General features: G+C 36.6%; 17 protein-coding genes and 1 pseudogene. 12 read left to right on the forward strand and 6 right to left on the reverse strand.

Annotation, left to right across the window (positions count from 1 at the left end; all coding sequences use genetic code 11):
- The first annotated feature begins 357 nt into the window (after positions 1-357).
- The 4 genes and pseudogenes from FYC62_RS02680 to FYC62_RS02695 all read left to right on the forward strand — a co-directional run bounded on the left by FYC62_RS02680 (position 358) and on the right by FYC62_RS02695 (position 6,028).
- Positions 358-1,491 (forward strand): TlpA family protein disulfide reductase, encoded by a 1,134-nt coding sequence (locus tag FYC62_RS02680; protein WP_168199356.1) that lies wholly within the window; start codon positions 358-360, stop codon positions 1,489-1,491.
- Entirely contained in the window at positions 1,488-1,889 is a 402-nt protein-coding gene (locus FYC62_RS02685) for a carboxypeptidase-like regulatory domain-containing protein (protein ID WP_149073815.1), read from the forward strand. The genes FYC62_RS02680 and FYC62_RS02685 overlap by 4 nt, the downstream gene beginning before the upstream one ends.
- A gap of 115 nt (positions 1,890-2,004) precedes the next feature.
- Positions 2,005-4,656 (forward strand): annotated as a pseudogene (locus FYC62_RS02690) (SusC/RagA family TonB-linked outer membrane protein); the annotation flags it as partial.
- A gap of 10 nt (positions 4,657-4,666) precedes the next feature.
- Positions 4,667-6,028, forward strand: a complete 1,362-nt coding sequence (locus FYC62_RS02695) for a RagB/SusD family nutrient uptake outer membrane protein (RefSeq protein ID WP_149073817.1) — start codon at positions 4,667-4,669, stop codon at positions 6,026-6,028.
- A 144-nt stretch (positions 6,029-6,172) separates the two neighbouring features.
- Here the strand turns inward: FYC62_RS02695 and FYC62_RS02700 are convergent, their stop codons facing one another.
- Positions 6,173-6,490, reverse strand: a complete 318-nt coding sequence (locus FYC62_RS02700; protein WP_149073818.1) for a peptide ABC transporter substrate-binding protein — start codon at positions 6,488-6,490, stop codon at positions 6,173-6,175.
- 637 nt (positions 6,491-7,127) lie between these two features.
- Here FYC62_RS02700 and FYC62_RS02705 point away from each other — a divergent pair.
- The gene (locus FYC62_RS02705; protein WP_149073819.1) at positions 7,128-8,075 is read left to right on the forward strand and encodes an IS110 family RNA-guided transposase; all 948 of its coding nucleotides are present in this window, start codon (positions 7,128-7,130) and stop codon (positions 8,073-8,075) included.
- A 158-nt stretch (positions 8,076-8,233) separates the two neighbouring features.
- Here the strand turns inward: FYC62_RS02705 and FYC62_RS02710 are convergent, their stop codons facing one another.
- Together FYC62_RS02710 and FYC62_RS02715 are read right to left on the reverse strand one after the other, a co-directional pair.
- The gene (locus FYC62_RS02710; protein WP_149073820.1) at positions 8,234-8,443 is read right to left on the reverse strand and encodes an HTH domain-containing protein; all 210 of its coding nucleotides are present in this window, start codon (positions 8,441-8,443) and stop codon (positions 8,234-8,236) included.
- Positions 8,444-8,527: 84 nt separating this feature from the next.
- Positions 8,528-8,923 carry a hypothetical protein gene (locus FYC62_RS02715; RefSeq protein WP_149073821.1) on the reverse strand — a complete coding sequence of 132 codons (396 nt, stop codon included), beginning with the start codon at positions 8,921-8,923 and terminating at the stop codon, positions 8,528-8,530.
- A 30-nt stretch (positions 8,924-8,953) separates the two neighbouring features.
- Between FYC62_RS02715 and FYC62_RS17000 the strand changes: the two genes are divergently transcribed.
- The 7 genes from FYC62_RS17000 (at position 8,954) to FYC62_RS02745 (ending at position 12,920) form a co-directional block, all read left to right on the forward strand.
- Positions 8,954-9,109: a hypothetical protein gene (locus FYC62_RS17000; RefSeq protein WP_168199357.1), complete on the forward strand. Its 156-nt coding sequence runs from the start codon at positions 8,954-8,956 to the stop codon at positions 9,107-9,109.
- Between the two features lie 146 nt (positions 9,110-9,255).
- Positions 9,256-10,080 (forward strand): LytTR family transcriptional regulator DNA-binding domain-containing protein, encoded by an 825-nt coding sequence (locus FYC62_RS02720; RefSeq protein ID WP_149073822.1) that lies wholly within the window; start codon positions 9,256-9,258, stop codon positions 10,078-10,080.
- A gap of 173 nt (positions 10,081-10,253) precedes the next feature.
- Complete coding sequence (locus FYC62_RS02725) at positions 10,254-10,526, forward strand: helix-turn-helix domain-containing protein (protein ID WP_039451835.1); 273 nt, start codon at positions 10,254-10,256, stop codon at positions 10,524-10,526.
- 307 nt (positions 10,527-10,833) lie between these two features.
- Complete coding sequence (locus tag FYC62_RS02730) at positions 10,834-11,475, forward strand: DUF6266 family protein (RefSeq protein ID WP_039451832.1); 642 nt, start codon at positions 10,834-10,836, stop codon at positions 11,473-11,475.
- A gap of 64 nt (positions 11,476-11,539) precedes the next feature.
- A complete protein-coding gene (locus FYC62_RS02735) occupies positions 11,540-11,923 on the forward strand; it encodes a hypothetical protein (protein WP_149073823.1) in 384 nt (127 codons plus the stop codon).
- The gene (locus FYC62_RS02740; protein ID WP_149073824.1) at positions 11,842-12,441 is read left to right on the forward strand and encodes a CHAP domain-containing protein; all 600 of its coding nucleotides are present in this window, start codon (positions 11,842-11,844) and stop codon (positions 12,439-12,441) included. The genes FYC62_RS02735 and FYC62_RS02740 overlap by 82 nt, the downstream gene beginning before the upstream one ends.
- Complete coding sequence (locus FYC62_RS02745; RefSeq protein ID WP_168199358.1) at positions 12,438-12,920, forward strand: hypothetical protein; 483 nt, start codon at positions 12,438-12,440, stop codon at positions 12,918-12,920. The genes FYC62_RS02740 and FYC62_RS02745 overlap by 4 nt, the downstream gene beginning before the upstream one ends.
- Before the next feature lie 694 nt (positions 12,921-13,614).
- On the opposite strand, the gene FYC62_RS02750 is transcribed toward FYC62_RS02745, so the two are convergent.
- The 3 genes from FYC62_RS02750 to FYC62_RS17195 all read right to left on the reverse strand — a co-directional run bounded on the left by FYC62_RS02750 (position 13,615) and on the right by FYC62_RS17195 (position 17,691).
- The gene (locus tag FYC62_RS02750; protein ID WP_149073826.1) at positions 13,615-15,651 is read right to left on the reverse strand and encodes a leucine-rich repeat domain-containing protein; all 2,037 of its coding nucleotides are present in this window, start codon (positions 15,649-15,651) and stop codon (positions 13,615-13,617) included.
- Positions 15,652-15,971: 320 nt separating this feature from the next.
- Positions 15,972-17,534 (reverse strand): hypothetical protein, encoded by a 1,563-nt coding sequence (locus FYC62_RS02755; RefSeq protein WP_168199359.1) that lies wholly within the window; start codon positions 17,532-17,534, stop codon positions 15,972-15,974.
- The gene (locus FYC62_RS17195) at positions 17,521-17,691 is read right to left on the reverse strand and encodes a hypothetical protein (protein WP_205943760.1); all 171 of its coding nucleotides are present in this window, start codon (positions 17,689-17,691) and stop codon (positions 17,521-17,523) included. The genes FYC62_RS02755 and FYC62_RS17195 overlap by 14 nt, the downstream gene beginning before the upstream one ends.
- Positions 17,692-17,940 lie beyond the last annotated feature (249 nt).

Here is a 17,940-nt window from a genome sequence, read left to right on the forward strand (position 1 = left end):
TATACCCAATGGGGCAGCTATGTCCAAAATTTACCCTTCTACTACTTCAAATATATCATAATTCTGTATTAATAAAACAGGCTTTAGGGAAATATTTTTTAACTAATACTTATGAAAGGGTAAATGTCCTCCAATCACTAAGATTTAGCGCTCACAACATTTCATTTATAACATACAGCAGGCTTTATACAGCCGCCCCAGCCTGCAAGCTAGTTAATGTGTTAATTAACGGGGCGGCTTCTTTAGGTATCAAAAGAAAGGGTGTGGTCTATGCCTAGAATTCGTTCAATTTTTATGGTTTTGATATGCATACTAGTTGTGGTGTCATACAGCAAAAAAGTCAAAGCCCAGCAGGCTTTGCAAATAGGAGACAGCATCCCTCAAACCTTATGGGATTTAAAGCTGCAAACCTTTAACCACCCTGAGGGCAAAAACACCATCACTTTAAATGAGTATAAAGGCAAACTCATCATCTTAGATTTTTGGGCTACTTGGTGTGGCAGCTGCATTGCAGCCATGCCCAAATTAGATAGTTTACAGCAGCAGTTTAGCAAAGACATCATGATCTTGCCTTTAAGCAAAGAGACTAAGCAAAAGCTAAGCACTTTTATAACTAATAATGAAAAGCTACAAAAGCTGTCTTTAACTTATGTTGCCGAGGAGCAAGCCTTGCATCAGGCTTTTCCACATCAGATAGTCCCTCATGTGGTATGGATAGGTAAAGATGCTAAGGTTTTACACATCAGCAGTAGTGCTGGTGTAAACAAACAGCAATTAAGCAATGCTTTGGCAGGCAAAGCTTTTAAAGAAAGCATCAAAGCAGATTTACTAAACTTTAACCGCTATGAAAGTTTACCTGCACATGCTCCGCTTTTAACAGCAAGCAAGCTTACCGCTTATTTAAAAGGTGCACCATCTTATTTGGGATGGCCTAAAAACCAAGATACCCTACGCTATTTCGCTACCAATGCCAGTAGGCTATCGCTATATGCACTTTATAGCCCCATGCTTTTAGAGATGCCTAGAAATCAACTCATCTTTGAGGGAGGCCTGCTTGCTCAAGATTTCCTAGCTCTAGGAACGGCAAAAGAAGCAAGCCTTTATTGTTTTGAGCTGCTGTTAAACCCTAGCTTAAAGGATAAAGCATCCGCTATCATCAAACAGCAATTAGACGGCAGCTTTGGGCTACAAACCCAGTATGAAAAGAGGAGCATGCCTTGCTATATCATCAAAAGTAAAGGAGCGCCATTACCATATCCTCAGCAGCCTAAAAATAGCTTAGCAGGCTGGCTACGATTGTATAATAAAGAATCAGCACATATCCCCATCCTCAATGAAAGTGGGCAACAGCCTAACATCCCTAAGCTGGCAGTAAATGCAACAGTGGTAGAAATTAATGAAGCACTGGCAACAGTGGGCCTTTACCTGCAAGAAGCAGAAAGAACATTAGAAGTATTTGTATTTAAACCTGATCAAACCCCTACACGATGAAGAAAAAATTAACGCTTATCATCCTATTATTACTACCTGCCACCCTCATGGCTTGGCAAGCCAGCATCAGCGGCAAGGTAAGCAGTATCAACCATAACGAGCCTCTGGCAGGCGTCATCATCAAAGTTAAAGGAAGTCCGCAAGTCACTACCACAGATAGCTTAGGTAAATTCAGCATCAGGGTAAATCAAGAGAACGAGGTATTAGAGCTAAGCTACCTAGGTTTCAAACCGCTTAGCGTCAATGCTAAAATAGGGCAGGTTTTAAGCCTACAACTCAGCCCAGATATCAATGCCTTACAAGAAGTAGTAGTATCAACAGGCTTGCAACGCTTACCTAAAGAACGCTCAACAGGTTCTTTTGTACAAATCAATCAAGAGCTTTTGATAGGCAGGTAAGTCCAGATGTCATCAGCAGGCTAGAACATATTACCCCAGGCTTACTGATAGATAAAAGAGGCGTAAGTACAGAAACCATCAGCATAAGAGGTAGAAGTACTGTTTTAGTAATAGCAGCCCCTTAATTGTACTGGATAATTTCCCTTATGAAGGAGATATCAATAACATCAACCCCAATGATATTGCCAGTGTAACCGTTCTTAAAGATGCTGCAGCCGCCTCTATCTGGGGGGTAAGAGCAGGAAATGGCGTTATTGTCATCACCACCAAAAAAGGCAATAGCAATAGCCCTTTACAGGTGAGTATAAACAGCAACTATACCTTAGGGCAGCGGCCAGATATGAGGGATTTACCTTTAGTTCCGGCAGCACCTTACCTAGCTTTAGAAAGAGATCTTTTTAGCAGAGGTTTTTTTGATGCCGCTTTGCAAGACGGACAAGTGCCTTTAAGCATAGGAGTACAATTACTACAGCAAGAAAGAAACGGCAGTGCAGCAGAGCAGGAGGCAGCAAGGCAAGCTTTACAAGCTTTGGAAGCTAAGGATTACCGGGACGATTTAAACCGCTATGTTTACCGGCAAAGTGCTTTACAACAATATGCCCTAAATATTAGAGGAGGAAGCCGCTATGTACGTTATTATGTTTCTGGTGCTTATGACGATCAGCAGAGTAATCTGGATGCTGGCAATCAACGTTATACTTTTAGGAGCGAGCAAAACTTTGAGCTACATCCTCAAGTCAATCTAAATACGAGTATCCTTTACAGTCAGGTACGTAACCAAGAAGGGCAATTACCTTATGGCAGTTATGCTGGTTTAGCAACGTATAGCAGTTTTGCAGATGCCCAAGGCCTGGCACTTGCCGTTCCGAGGGATTTTAGCGAGCCTTTTAAAGCGGATGCATTAGACAGAGGATTGCTCAACTGGCAATACCGCCCTTTAGAGGAGTTGGGTTTTAACAGAGCCATCAGCAAGAACCAAGACCTACTCTTACAAACAGCCATCAACTACAAGTTTTGGAAAGTTTGGCGACTAGAAACCAGCTACCAATACCAAAGTAATGCCGGACAAAGGCTGCATACGCTGGAAGAAGAATCTTATCAGGTACGAGACGCCATCAATCGTTATAGCAGCATCAACAATGGGCAGGTAAACAGACCCATACCACTAGGAGCTTTTTACGACCAGCAAAACAGCCGCTTGTTTAGCCATGCCCTGCGCTCCCAGCTTCATCACCAAAGTACATGGGCCAAGCATGAAATTACAGGCTTATTAGGTGCCGAGCTTAGAGCCTTAAGAAACACCTCACAAAGTAGCCGCACTTACGGCTATGATGCCGATATCTTAACCAGCATACCAGTAGATTATCAAACCGTTTTCCCACTTTATGGAAGAAACAGTGGTTCTGGTAGAATACCAGACCGCAGCAATTTTACAGAACGCTTAAACCGCTATGTCTCCTTTTATGGGAATGCTGCTTACAGCTATGCTAAAAGATATACCCTTTCTTTAAGTGCCCGCCAGGATGGCTCTAACCTCTTTGGCGTGAGTAGCAACCAAAGGCTGGTACCTCTATGGTCGGCTGGTTTAGCATGGAATCTTTCCTCAGAACCTTTCTATAAATTAGACTTCCTGCCTTACCTTAAAATACGCAGTACTTATGGTTTTAGTGGCAATTTAAACCCCAATGTATCTGCCTTACCTACCGTGATGTTTTACAATAACGGTAACCTCAATAATAGGCCTTATGGCATCATCAGAAATCCTGCAAATGAAAACTTAAGGTGGGAGAAAACAGCCATGCTCAATTTAGGGATAGACTTTGCCTTAAAAGGCAATGCCCTAAGAGGGACTTTGGAGTTTTATCGGAAAAGAAGTACAGATTTACTCGGTTTCATGCCCTTAGACCAAACCACAGGAGCACTTTCGCCCTTACAAAGTTTTAGCTACCAAGGGAATTCAGCTACGATGAGTGGAAGAGGTGTAGATATAGAACTGGAGAGCATCAATAGCAGCGGAAAACTCGGCTGGACAAGTAATCTAGTGTTCAGTTATGCAGCTACCAAGTTAGAAGAGTATTTAGCAGCAACTACAGATATCAATGCTTATCTAAATGGAGGTTTAACCATTTCGCCCATCATCGGAAAACCCCTATATGCCATACATGCTTATCGCTGGGGAGGTCTTGATCCGCTTAGGGGTAATCCTCAGGGATTTGTAGCAGGCGAATTAAGTACAGATTATACACAACTGGTAGCCCGTAGTACCGCAGAAGATTTGGTCTATAAAGGTTCTGCCGTACCCCTATATTTTGGAGCTTTAAGAAATAACTTTAGCTATGCAGGATGGTCGCTATCTTTAAACCTCAGTTACCGTTTAGGCTATTTCTTTAAGCGCAACTCTGTCAATTATACAGCCTTGTTTCAAGGTACCGCAAACCATGCAGACTACCTGCAACGCTGGCAGCAGCCGGGAGATGAAAGCCGAACAAAAGTGCCTTCCCTTATTTATCCGGCTAATGCCAATAGAGATAGTTTTTACTCCCGTTCCGAAGTATTGATAGCCCCGGCAGACCATATCCGTTTGCAAGATATCAATATCACTTACAGCTTTCAGAAATTGGCTGAGAAGCAAAAGCGGCTGAGCATTTATGCTTTTGTGAATAACATTGGGATGCTTTGGAAGGCAACATCAGCTCAGGTAGATCCCGATTATGGGGAAATCACCATTCCGCGTACCTATGCGATAGGTTTTAGATATGGATTATAAAATAAGAATCATGAAAAGAAATAATTTTAAAGGGTTAAATGTCTTATGCTTACTTGCTTTGTTAGGGAGTTTAGTAGCATGTACAGATTATCTGGATGTAAAGCCAGATAAAGCTTTGGTAGTACCTAACACCGCCAGAGATTTACAAGGTTTATTAGATTATACCAGTAGGATGAACTCCTCTTATCCCGGTATACAGGAAGCTGCCACAGATAATGTGTTTTTACAGCCAGCAACCTGGCAAAACTTAGCCGATATCACTGCTAAAAATATATATGTTTGGAATGATGATGTGTTTAATAATAACGAACTAAACGAGTGGTCTTTACCTTATGTAACCGTTTTTTATGCCAATACCGTTTTAGATCAACTAGCTAAAATTGTAGCGCCAGAGCAAGAAAAGAGGAGGATGCGGGCAGAGGCTTTATTTTACAGATCCTTTGCCTTTTATCAGTTGGCACAGCTTTTTGCCGCCCCTTATGAAGAAACAACAGCTAGCCAAACTTTGGGTATCCCGTTGCGTACCACGGCAGATATCAGCGCTAATTTTTCAAGGGCAAGCTTGAGGGAAACCTATGACCGCATCCTCGTGGATTTAAAAACAGCATCTGCTGCTTTACCCGTTCAAACCGAAGTTAAAACTACCCCTTCAAAACCTGCTACATTAGGTTTGTTGGCCAGAGTTTACCTGGCTATGGAGCGTTATCAGGAAGCTGAACTTTATGCAGACTCCTGTTTAAATTACCAAAGTACCTTGTTAGATTTTAAGCAAACAAACCTAAATGCTACCTATCCTTTTGCTCGTTACAATCCGGAAGTGATCTTTCATAGCACCACATTTGGTCGTACCGTATTATCAGTCACTTTTAGCAGGGTATCACCAGAACTATATGCACAATATCAAAATGGAGATTTGCGAAGAACAGGTTTCTTTATGAACAGGGCAGGTTTATTTTCTTTTAAAGGAAGTTATGATGGTACAGCAAGCTTGTTCAATGGCATAGCAGTAAATGAAATGCTACTCATCAGTGCAGAAAGTGCAGTGAGGAGAGGAGATACTGTAAAAGCTTTGGAAAGGCTTCATCAATTATTAAGAAATAGGTTTACAGTAGCTGCTTATCAAAAACTGGAGAGCAATCAAGTGCAACAGGTTTTAGATTGGGTATTACAAGAAAGAAGAAAAGAACTTTTGTTTAGAGGCTTAAGATGGACAGATTTAAGAAGGCTGAATAAAGATCCACGTTATGCAAAAGATATCATTCGTGATATCAACGGAGAGCAGTATGTTTTAAAAGCCAATAGCAATCAATATGTTTTACCCATACCGATAGCCGTAGTAAATGGCGGAATAATTGTACAAAACCCGAGATAAAAAGATATCATAAGAGACTGTCTCTCAAATCACGATTTTGTGTCAGGCTGAGCGGAGTCGAAGCCTTTTTTGAGCATATCAGAGCATATTTCTGCGCTGCTCAATATAACACATACGCTTTTTGGAGACAGCCTCTAGAAAAGATTACTCAATAGCTCTTTGTCTGATTTCAATCACACTACCACCACTCAAATTAGGTTGGTCTGGATTTGTACCAGGTAAGGCTAAAACAGCACATCTTTCATCACTACCTTCCGGGCAGCCAGGAGCGTTGGCACCATCAGAAGGCGTAATCATGTAATTGGCAGGATTGTTAACATCCCCGTCGCCAAGAACATTGGTAAACTCAAACCATTTTTGGCTGAGATTTTCAGACTTATCTTCTGCTTTAAAAGCAGAGAATAAAACAGCACCTGAGATTGCTGCTACAGCAATCATAGGAATGATGAATTTTTTCTTCATCGTAGATTTGGCTTTGCTACACCTCGAAGCCATAGAGTTTTACATGATGATGCCTACTCTTTTTAAGGGTTTTCGGCATTTCCCTATTCATAAGGCCTTATGAACAGGTAAAGAAAAGCGTGTAGAGGAACATAAAATGTTCCTTTACTTTTTTTTTGATTTTTTTTGCATTGCCATGAGGAATGAAGAAGTAATCTTTTTATTTGTCATCGCGAATGCAATGAAGCTATCTCAACATACAGGTTCCCCTTTGTCATAGCGAACACAGTGAAGCTATCTCAACATACAGGTTCCCCTTTGTCATAGCGAACACAGTGAAGCTATCTCTTTATACAGGTTAAAAGGGAGACTTCTTCGTTCCTCGCAGTGACAAACCAGTAGTGTTTTGTCATCGTAAGTTTGTAGAGAAATGTTTGGATAAGCGTAAACAGAATATAATTTTGTTCAGTTTAAAAAGATCCAGCAGAGAGAAGGAATAAGACTTTAGTTTGTCATTAGTCATCAAAGACACTTCGCTATGTTAGTCCCCTTCTCTCATTCTTATATCAACTTGGACAGTTCATTAGGCGTTGGGAGCCTGTTTTAACGATTGATAAGTCAGGATAAGAACTGCTGAGATCCACAATTCAATACAAATATGGTAACAGGTATCGATTGTTCAAAGGATTATTTTGACATTGCAGTATTAAAAGAGGGTAAATTGACCTTCAAAAGTAGGTTTGCTAACAACATTAAGGGATTTATGGATATGCTGCCGCATGTTCAGGACACCCATGTTGTGATGGAAGCCACAGGTCCTTATTATTTCCAACTGGCAAGGTTTGTACACGATTCAGGACTCAGAGTTTCGGTAGTTAACCCCTTGATTATACGCAGGTATGCACAGATGCGAATGTCTAGGGCAAAGACAGACAGTAAAGATGCGATGGTTATAGCAGAGTTTGCCCAGATGACTAGTCCTAAGCTGTGGACACCTCCAACAGAAGAAATCCAGAAGATCCGTAATCTGGAAACCTATCTTGAAGGTTTGAAACAACGTAGACAGATGTTATGCAACCAGTTACATGCATTTGAGTCTGCAGGTACAATAGAGCAGCTACTCTACAATGAAATAAAGGAAGAGGTTGAGAGCTACGATAAAAGAATTAAGGATAAAGAGTGTGAGATAGAAAAATTAATAAAGCAAAACTATGCAGAAATGGCTGTTAATATAAGAAGTATACCAGGAATAGGGCCTAGAAGTGTGTCTATGCTGATTATTGCCACAGATGGCTTCGGGATGTTTGAAAACTATAAGCAGGTCATATCCTATTTCGGACTGGCCCCAAGGATATATGAATCAGGAACAAGCGTAAAAGGCAAAGGGCATATCTGCAAAATGGGAATGGGCCAGATAAGAAAAGTGCTTTATATGGCTGCTACCTCAGCAATACGTTGTAATAAGGCTTGTAAAGAGTTATATGAAAGATTAAGAGGAAAAGGGAAACCTTATAGAGTAGCGCTGATAGCAGCAGTAAATAAACTTATTAAACAAGTATTTGCCATAGCAAAATCAGGTGAACCTTATAAAGCACAATTTGGCTAATAGCAATTAAAACAGAATTTTATTTTAATAAATTTTAACTTTTATTTGGATTTAAACACAGTTCATAGCGAACACAGTGAAGCTATCTCTTTATACAGGTTAAAAGGGAGACTTCTTCGTTCCTCGCAGTGACAAAACTTCTCATCCCAGTACCACCATCAATCCTCCACCAAAACATAACGTTTTAAAGATTTAGAATAACGGATAGGATAATTTTTATGAAAACGAAGGTCGTTAACCATTCTGGTGATGGTATGTTCTTCGCAATTAAATTTCTGGGCAAGTTGTTTTCTGGATAAAGGGTATTTATGTATGATGAGATAGAGGAGATAAGTTCTTCTGGCCTCATAATTTTTAAAGTCTACCATATCCAAAATGCTTTAAGAGAAAACAACAGCCGGAACCTTCTGATTTAAGATTGTTCCTGGCTTCCGGCTGTTAACTATTTTAGATTAATACAGGTATTGAATACTTAAACTTAAAGTTTCTGTACTGCTTAACCCTAAAGAAGGACTATAGGTTTGAGTACTTACTTTTTCATTACGGTATAGTTTACCTCTTCCCGGTTCGCTTAATCTTTGATCAATGGGTTCTTCTTTAAAAAGAGATACAGGTAAACGATTTTTAAAGAAGAAAGCAAACTCTTCAGAAAATTCTTCTATAAAAGTTTCATTTATAGCAAATAAATCTTCTAATTGTTGTTCACTAAAAATAAAATGCTTGATAAGCCATTGTCTAAAATCTGTTTCAATCAATAAAGCTTCTTGTCTAAGCTCTTCGTCGCTAAGCAGGTAGTAGGCCTGCAATAATTGCTGTAACCCAGCATTGTTAAAACTTAATTTTTGCATAAATAAATAAAATTTAATGTTTAAATAAAATTGCTTGCAAGCAGCAACGAAATAGCGGTTTATGAAGAAGTAAAGCAAGAACAGCAATCCCTTAAAGGAGTGAATGGTTTAAAAAATGGAGTGAATGGTAAAATCAGTTGCCAGTTATGGGTTGCCAGTTGCCAGTTGTCGGTTGCCAGTTGGTAGTGCCTTCAGCCTTTAGCCTTCCGCTTCTTCCATCTTCATTGTAATAATATCAGCTATCAAGCTTATAAATTACTTTTTTCGTAACGATTTTTATTTAATGTCGTTAAATTGGTATTTGTAGCCTGTTTAGCATACCATCTACCACTATGAAAAAAAATCAACATCCAAAACGTATAAGCTATTTTCATTGGTTTTATCGCTTATCGGCGGCACTATTTATCAGTTTTTACCTCAATACCCCAACGCAATACCAGACATTTATCACACTGGTTAAGCAGCGCAACTATCAGGAAGCGTTTATTTTTACTTTGCTGATGTCTTTTATGGTGATATGGGGAGTACATTACAGTAATCTTTATTTAGATAAACGTTTGTCTTGGGAAGAAAAACCTTTAAAACGGAGTCTTTATCAGTTTTTAATAGGTATAGTTTTCATGGTGTTGCTTTGTTATCTAGCTGCCAGAATATATTTTTTTATGGTGAATGGGGATATTTTATTGAGTGATTATATGGTATTAGAATTTCCTTTAATACAAGCGGCTATTGTTGTTTTAAATATGCTTTATTTTGGGTATTATATGCTCATCAAGATTTTTAAAAAAGACGCTGATCTTTGTTTAAAAGGAAGCTTAGGAAAGCATGCTTATTATTTTCCGGTAAAAGAAGTATTATATCTGCAAAGAGAGGGAAAAATTGGTTATGCAGTGCTTAAAAACGGTAAAAAATACATTATAGACTATAAAATGTGTGAATTAGAACTCCTGTTAAATGAAGACGAGTTTTTTAGAATCAACCGTTCTATCATGGTAGCGCTAGATGCCGTTTCAGGTTATAAATCTATTAAGAATAGTCAATGCGAACTCTTATTGAAGGAGCCTGTTTCATCAGAAGTTAATCTTATTGTCACAAGAAACAGAACAGATCTTTTCAAAAAAATGATTGAAAAGAGAGAAGTGAAGGCAGAACTTTAGATATTTTAAGATGTATAAACCTTAAAATCAGCTGATTATTTTTTTTATTCCTAGCTTTTATTATTTTTGAAAAAGATTGTTCTTGGTACTCCCTTCTTCATATGAAGTTGTTATGGTTTTCCTAAGCTTTTAGGAAGCTAAAACAGCTAATAATTACCTGTTGAAATGTTCACATGCAAGAAACAAATACACAATTACTCAAAGAAATCATTAACCTGCTCTACTATATTTTACAAAAAATGCCACATCCAACGGCACTCATTCCTAAGCCTGTTGCAGCAAAAAACAACTGGCTCGACAGTCAGGATGTGATGCAACAACTTCACATCAGTCCACGAACCTTACAACGCTGGCGCAATGAAGGGAAGTTATCTTTCAGCAAAGTGCGAGGTAAGATTTGGTATCTGGAGAGTGATATTCATCAGTTATTAATGGAGGGGCGATAAGCCCCTTTTTTTATGGTTAAAAAGTTTTGTTTGGAGCTTGTCCGCAGCATGTTCGCTACTTGTTCGCAAAAATAACCTGTTTTGCGAACAAGGTATTAACCAAAAGCGAAGCAGGAGCGAAGAAAGCCTACAGGAACAAATTAGCTAAAGAAAGCCAACGAGCGCCAAGTACAGACAAAGGCTGTCAAACAATGCCATAGGCTTCAGAAAGCTGTTTTTTCAAAAAAATCGCCCCTACATTTGTATCAACAAGTCAAAGCTTGCCGGCAATGCATTCTTGATTTTTTCACATTTAAATTTTAAAAAAATGGCAACAATCAAAAAAGGAATCCTGGGTGGGTTCTCAGGAAAAGTAGGAACAGTCATAGGTGGCAACTGGAAAGGCATAGACTATATACGCAGTTTACCTAAAAAATCATCAAAGCCGGCAACAGCTTTGCAAAACGATCAACGCTTGAAGTTTGCTTTAGTTGTTGGTTTTCTAAGACCCATAAGTCAGTTGATAGCGAAAGGCTTTCAATCTGTTGCAGATGCCCGTACACCGCTTAATGCCGCAGTATCTTATCATGTAAAAGAAGCTGTTATGGGTACTAGCCCTAATTTTACGATAGATACTTCAAAAGTATTATTTAGTCAGGGAGATTTAACCGGAGCCTGGGCACCCTTAGTAGAGAGTACAGTTCCGGCGAGTATTAATTTCAATTGGCAGGATAATACCGGAACTGGTTTATCTGCGGCTACAGATCAAGCGGTATTATTGGTTTACAATGCTCAAAAACAACAATATGTGTTTTTGGAGAATGCGGCTAGTCGCTCAGCCACAGAAGTAGATATGATTTTACCCTCAGATTTCTCGGGAGATGAGGTAGACTGTTGGATAAGTTTCAGCACTTCGGATGGTAAGCGTATGGCTACCAGCATTTATGTAGGCAAAGTAACAGTTGCTTAGCTAAGTTATAGGGTGTCTCTGTAAGAGGAGGCACCCTTATTTAATCATTCAAAAAATATTCATCATGAATTTATTACTTGTTTATCATAGTAGGAGAGGCATCATACGGCCTTCTCTTAATGTTCAGCCTGTGATATGGCTATGCTTAGGACTGCTTATTTTTTATAGCGCTATTCCCTTCTGGATTTATCGGGTTGATGATACAGCAGCACTTCCAGATGCAGGAATCTGGGTAATGATATTAATTGCGCTATTAACCTTTCTGCTATTCTTAGCCCTTATTTGGTACCTCTTTAACAAGAGCTGGAACAGCTTAGGTTTACCTAGCATTGGCAATTTGGTTTTACAATTTAAACAACTCACCTTATGGCAACAATTCGTATTATATCTATCTTCTTTTACTTTGCTCTTACTTACAGCTATAGCTTGTTTACTGGCAATGCTGTAGGGCATCAATCTACTTCTTGGTCCTTAAATCAAGCATCAGCAAAAAGGTTAAAATTACTTGAGGTTTATCGAAAAGAAATAGGCACCAAAGAAAAAAGCAACCGTAACGACGGTAGTCAAGTAGAAAGCTATCTCAAATATACGGGTCATAACAAAGGCGCTCCCTGGTGTGCCGCCTTTGTGAGCTGGTGCTTAGGCCAAGCAGCTATCAACAATCCACGTACCGCATGGAGTCCGGCTTTATTACCAGCAAAGCGTATCATTTGGAAAAATACTTGGCAGAAAGAAAAAACACAGCCACAGGCAGGAGATGTCTTTGGCATCTGGTATGCCTCTAAAAAACGTATTGCCCATTGCGGTTTCATAGATGCATGGGGCGAAAGCATCGTGATCACCGTTGAAGGGAATACCAATGAAGCAGGAAGCAGAGAAGGTGATGGGGTTTACCGTAAGCGCAGGCTTAAACGTACTTTATATGCCGTGGCAGATTGGATTACAGAAAGGAGGGAGAGTATATGAGAAAACTTATAATATTATTGGCGATGCTAGTACTAACAGCCTGTTCAAGTCAAAAATCCCGATATCAGCAACTCCTCACAGAACTAGAAAAGACCAAACAGGCTAGCATGATAAAAGATAGCCTGCAAAGTAAAAGCAGTACGATAAGCTCTACACAGCAGCAAGTAAAAGAAGGTATCGTCTTAGAAATGGATGAACTGTTTTACTGGCATCCAGATAGCGGCTTGCAGCAGCGGCCGGGCTTTATCAAAGTAAAAATTTATAAAAGTAGGAGTAAAGACAGTTTAATACAAGCTATCCATCAACAGCAAAGCAGTACCATTAAAGCCCATCAGCAAGAACAAGAAATGCTAAAGAAAACAACTCATAAAGCATTAGAAAAGGAAGTGGAAAGGAAAGGGAGTTTTGCTTGGGTAATATTAGCTGTGATTTTCTTAGGCTTGTTGGTTGTTGGGCTTTGGTGGAAGTTAAGAAGTTAGAAAGGTTTGCTGTGAATTTCCTCCCTCTTCAACTCTCCCTCCAGAGAGAGACACTGGGTGGAATATCTAGCAAGTGTGTTAATGGGAATTATATTTTCTAAAAAGTAATTCTAACCCATTTGTAAGGTGTCCTCCTCTTGGAGGAGGTGTAGGAGGAGGCTTTTACCGTCTTTTAAGCATCTTTCTACTCAAAAACGCCCTCCCTCTTTCATTCTCCCTCCAAAGGGAGACACTAGGCGGCATAGCTATCAAGTGTGTTAATGGGAATTATATTTTCTAAAAAGTAATCCTAACCCATTTGTAAGGTGTCCTCCTCTTGGAGGAGGTGCAGGAGGAGGCTTTTACCGTCTTTTAAGCATCTTTCTACTTTTTACTCCTTACTTTCTACTCAAAAACGCCCTCCCTCTTTCATTCTCCCTCCAAAAGGGAGATACTGGGTGGAATACCTTTTAAGCGTATGAAATGGAAAGTCTTTTTTCTTTTAAAGATATTAATACTAACCCATTTGCTGAGTGTACACACGATAGGGTTTAGGTGGGGTTGGCTATATAATTTAAACTATAAACTATTGTTTGTTAACATTGTAATATAGCAAAGGAAATTAAGTATAATTTTATTAAGCTTAGAGTTAAGTGACAAGAGCAATCTTCATAAGTATAAGCTTTAAAATTGGTTTCTCTTACTTAATAAAATCTTAAATTGGGGCATAAAAATATCCAAAATCTGTATAAAAAGTTTTTCCTTTTGAAATACTCAAAATATAATTCATTTTATTTAAATTGAGATTTGGGACTTGATTTAAGTAAAAAACTACTCCCGTTTTCATCCTAGAGATATCATCAGGAATATCTCCAACAGCATTGCCTGATAGATAGATAATAGAAATATTTTTTAAATCAAAAAATGATTTCGGAAGAACAGTTAGATTACAATTATTAAGAGATAATTTTTCTAAAGCATCTAAATTACCAAAAGATTCCGGTAATGATTCAAGTTTACTACGTTGGGCATTTAATTCTTTAAGATTTTTTAAATTTCCAAAAGATTCTGGAAGTCTTTTGAGATAGGATGCGGCGGCATAAAAATTGGTTAAAGAACTTAAATTTCCAAAGCTTTCAGGAAGTTCTTCTAAGTTACCTCCTAATGATAAACTTTTTAGCTTATTTAAGTTTCCAAAGCTTTTAGGAAGATAATTAAGCTTTCCGTATAATTCTAAATTTTCTAGACTAGACAGATTCCCGAAATTTTGGGGTAGCTCTTTTAAACTCACTTGATTTAAATATAAAGTTTTTAAAGCTTTAAGATCTGAGAAAGATTCAGGAAGCTCATGAAGCATAGAAGAATTAAGTTCAAGACGCTCCAGTCTAATCAATTTATTAATATCAGCAGGTAAGGTGATTTTTGTATCGGTATTTGATAAGAATCGTAAATTTAGAATCTTTAAATTTTCACAATTGCTAAGATTTGAAGGGATATAAGGATCTCTAACTAATGATGATATTTTTTCTATCTTTTTTAATTCTCCAATATTGTCTGGAAGGGCCTTCATAGAAAGCTCTAAAATTTTTAAATTATCTAAGTCACCAAGAGTTCCATTAAAGTCAATCAATCCAAAGCTAGAAGCTATAAAAGATTCTAATGACTTTAATTTTCCGAAGCTTTTAGGTAAAGTCACCATTCTATCTGGAGCAGAAAAATTAAGCGGAGCTACAATTAGCTTTTTAAGTTTTGTAAGGTTACCAAAATTCTCAGGGAATATTAGGTCTTTACCTACTCTGTCTAAATTAAGTTCTTCCAAATTGATAAAAGCATCACCAAATAAATTAGGAATTTGTCCTAAAGAAGATCCTCCTAAATTTAGATTTCTAAGCCATTTTAGGCTTTTTAAAGCTGGATACCTTTCGCTAGCATTCATTATCCAAGCTATTCCTGATGCCTGCAAGTTTAACTCTATTACATTATTATTATTGTCTCTTCTAACTTCTCTACTATTAGGGGATAATTGTAGCTCGTATAGAGCCTCTTCCTGTTGATAATCTCCGGTTGTAAATACCTTATGAAATTTAAACTCTTTTCCAGCATATTTGTAAGTATAAGTTGCTGTATAGTTAGTATTAGCGTATCCATGTATATTTATTACAGGTTTTTTTTCAAAAGGTTCTGCATAACCATCCATGTAACGAGATTCTAGTCGGGCATATGCCGGGGTTATAGACCAAGTACCTTTATATTTTGGATTTACTTGAAGAGTTATAATAGTTTTAAAATTACTTGGTGTGGCATCAGTTATTTTTATATCTAGAGAAGGAATAATAACCGTTATTTCAATACTACTTTCCTTCTTATTTAAATCCCAATGGGTCCATCTTAACTTATATTCTTCTCCAGGAATTCCCTTAAATCTAGAGAATGGATTGTTTTTATCTTCAAAGAACACAAAATTATCCAACACTGAACCACTTATGATTTTCCATTCGCCGCTTTCCCCTTTTTGCAATGCCCTGGCATTTAGGTTGATAACAAAATCTTCATCGGTGACGTTAGGTTCAGATAAGGTTGGCTCAAAGCTATCCTTTAGCACTTGTACTTCTTCTATTTTTTTACAAGAAGAAAAAAAAGCAATGCAAGCAGTAATAATTATAAAAGCGTAAGATTTCTTTAAAAGAATCTTATTGTTCTGTTTTAAATGAGAAAACATCTGAGTAAATTTCCTTAGTTGATTTATTATCAATTACTACTATTTGATAGTAATATGTTTTATCTGGTTGTAATAAATTAATATATGCTGAAAACCTGTTAGAATTAAGTACATAAACCGGATATTCTTTGATGTTTATGTTATTGTAAAAAGAATTTTTATCTGTACTCATTCTTATGAAAGTGTTACTATAGGGATAACTTTCTAATGTAAAAGATATTTGATAAATCCCATTGTCATGATTTACTACCGTATTTAGATTTTCAAATGGATCTATCAAAATTTCAATGATCTCTTTCTTACATGATGTAGAAAAGATTACATAGAGGAAAAATATAAAAAGTGAGGTAACTTTACCTTTTTTTAATGATTGATATTTCATACATTTTTAAATCTGCATTTAGATAAAATTTTTTGTTGTAAAAGAATATACCTTCCAAATAGGTATAGTTTAGATTTATTTTTTGATATATCTTATAAAGGTTTCTCTCAGAAATATTAAATATGAAGAAGTTATTAGGTGAAATAGCTAATAGTATATTACCCTCGTAATTAATGAGATTTTTAACTCTAAAAATTTGCGGATTATATATTGTTCCACCTCTATAGATTTCATTAAGGGTAAATGCGCTGGGATCTACAGTGTAGATACATAATGTAGAATTTAATGCAAACCCTTGATCGTAAATTGGAGCTAAACCAATTAAATAAAGTTGATTATTGATAGAAATAAAATGATAATCGGTTAATTTTTGTTTAAAAATGGTTATTTCTTCAAATTTTTTATTTACATTATTGTATTTGTACAGATAATAAGTAGGAGGTATGTTTTCATTATAAGCGCTACTATTAGCCAAACCAAAGGTCATATATAAATTATCATCATGGATGAAAAATTGAGAATTAATAATATACTTCGATCCAGCCCTAAAAGATTTCTCTGTAAGAGTGTCAGAAAACCATGAATTATCAATAGGAGAATAAGCATATACTTGAATGTAGCTAACAATGTTTGTGAAGTTATCAGTTGCAACATTTAGATGTATTGGCGGAAAAAAAAGATGATTTTTATATTCTGTACCTGGGTTTCTTCCAATGTAATTGCCGTTTTGATACATAGAAGTACCAATATTTAATAAACGACTTTCATCTTCTTTCCATTTAAGGATATTAGGAGAGTCAAAATAATAGAGCTCGTTTTTAAATACAGAGGCTCTATCTGCATACATATTAGTAGAATTGAAATTTATCCAATACCTATCTCTATTGTATGATAAATTTATTGATTTTTTAAAAATTTCAACTCCTTTATAAAATACTGAGATAAGGCTAACTTCATCTACAGGTTTTTTTATCCCTTCTAAACGTATAATATAGTTATTGTTTGAGGAAATAACAGGATAATCAAATTCAAGTATATAATTAGATAATTTTATTTCGAGTTGAGAAAGATTTAAATTATTTAATTGTTTACCTTCGAGTTCTAATGAAAAATGTCCAATTGAGTCATAATAAACAGTGTCATTTTTTAATGATAAAGCATATTTAATTTCTTCTGAAGATAGCGTTCTGACAATTAAATTTTTATCCTCTTTATACTCTACTCCTTTTTGTTTGTAAAAAACATTTACAATATATTCCGTATCTGGTTCTAAATCCTGAAGAGAAAGTTCTAAAATATCTGTTTTACGCAGAGCCTTTACTTTTTTTTCGCTATTGGGTGAATTTTTTTTATAGAAATATACGCCAGTTTCTTCATAACCAAGTTTAGAAAGCTTGTAATTTAAATCTATTTGATGAGATTTAACTGATGTGACAAACATATCAATGGCTGATATGGGTTGTTGGATATCTTTTTTACAACTAAAAAATAAACATATTAGAAAGAACAAAATAAATTTTTTATAAACTACCATCTGTTTTAGTTCTAATAAATACAAAATTAAAATTCTCATAGGAGTAAGTCTGACCATAACTAATAAATAAATTAAAAGAACCATTATTGTTTTGAGTTAAGGCAGATATACCATGGTAGTTTAGTTCAGTATAAAAACGCTTGGTTTTTAGATTCATATCCTTGTCGAAAGTTAAGATACCTCCATGATTTACGAATCCGCTTCCGTTTCTAGAACCATAGACAATAATTTCACCCAGATTATTTATAAAAGATTTAGAAAAAGATACAGCTCCAGTTATTTTTTTTTGATTGATTAAAATACCACTTGTATTAAATTTATAATAATATATCTCATTGTAATAAGTATCAGGATTACTTGCTATAAATGCTACATGATCATTTTCGTCAACTATTAAAGACCCATT

This window comes from Pedobacter aquae, assembly GCF_008195825.1.
Classification (GTDB): domain Bacteria; phylum Bacteroidota; class Bacteroidia; order Sphingobacteriales; family Sphingobacteriaceae; genus Pseudopedobacter; species Pseudopedobacter aquae.